Below are 1369 nucleotides of genomic sequence, written 5' to 3'. Positions count from 1 at the left end.
CTTGTTTACAGAAGCTATGCAAAGCAGGTACACTACTTTACTTTTAGAAAATATGCTTTTAAGTCCGTTTGAAATGCAAGATATAAAACTCATGTCAGGCTTGCAGGCACACGTGTACCCCCTTTATGACGAACTGAAAGACTTACGAGGTTTGAATGGTGTCAAAGACCACCTAAGTTATGTCTCTAGCAAGCGTGAAGAATATTCTAAGCACAATATCGCTAAGTATTTGAAGAAAGCAATCGAGCAATATCTACCTACGGTTAAAAGGCAGGACTTATGATGAGTGAAAAGTTAAAGACAATTAAAGTGGACTAATGTCAAATATTTAGACACAAAATGAGCTATATTTTTGGAAAGTCAACGAAAAACTAGACACGGAGTTAAGAGAATTTAAGAATTATATTTTTCAAAGTCTTTTGGCGACTTGTAATCAAGACCTGAATGCATCCTTTTTGTATTGTAATAGGTCTCAATGTATTTAAATATTTCTTGAGTAGCCTCAGCTCTTGTCTCAAAATGAGCATCATTAATAAGCTCCCTCTTTAGCGTCTTATAAAAAGACTCCATCATTGCATTGTCATATGGATTTCCTTTACGACTCATGCTAGATTGAGCACCGACTTGACGAAGAGTAGATTGATAACGAGAGCTTGTATATTGACTCCCTTGATCAGTATGGACAATCAAGCCAGGCTGAGGATGTTCTTTCCCACAAGCTTGTAAGAAGCAATCCCTCACCAGTTTATCTTGCATCCGTGAAGACATTGACCAGCCTACAATCTTACGTGAAAAAACGTCGATATTCACGGCTAAGTATAAGGTGCCTTCTTTGGTAGGGATATAGGTCATGTCTCCCAGCCATACTTTATTAGGAGCTGTTGCTTTAAAGATCTGATTAATTAAATTGGGTCTTGAAAGCGAAGCTCCTTTTCTGTTGTAATGTTTATATTTATAACGGCTTCCCTTGGCATAAAGTCCCATCAAGTGCATCAGTTTCCCAACACGTTTCGTGTTGGTCATAATACCAGTATTATGAAGTACCTTGGTAATTCTAACCGCACCATAGCGTCCCTTATGCTCATGAAAGACAGCTTTTATCTTCTCTGAGAGAATTTCTCTCTCCACTTGTTGTTTTGAAGGACGACGATGCATGTATTCATAGAAACCTGAGCGAGAAACCTTAAGAACTTTTACTGCATGCTTAATTTTTATCTTCCCATGATGTTTCAAGAGAAATTCAAAACGTTTTACTTGCTTCGCTTCAAGAAGACCCGGAACTTTTTTAGAAGTTCAAGTTCCTCCTGAAGATAACGATTTTCTTTCTCTAACAATTTAATCTTATGTTGGGCATTAGCTAGGGCTGTCC

At 37.7% G+C, this 1369-nt stretch carries 2 pseudogenes; one reads left to right on the top strand and one right to left on the bottom strand.

The features are described 5' to 3' along the window. A pseudogene (locus ABZY20_RS37165) lies at positions 1 to 283 on the top strand (RepB protein); the annotation flags it as partial. Positions 284 to 393: 110 nt separating this feature from the next. On the opposite strand, the pseudogene ABZY20_RS37160 reads toward ABZY20_RS37165, so the two are convergent. After that, positions 394 to 1369 (bottom strand): annotated as a pseudogene (locus tag ABZY20_RS37160) (IS3-like element IS1068 family transposase); the annotation flags it as partial.

The organism is Streptomyces sp. NPDC006624, assembly GCF_040611555.1.
In the GTDB taxonomy this organism is placed as follows: Bacteria; Actinomycetota; Actinomycetes; order Streptomycetales; family Streptomycetaceae; genus Streptomyces.
Note: the sequence above shows the minus strand (reverse complement) of the source record. Positions and strands in the feature narration are given on the sequence as shown.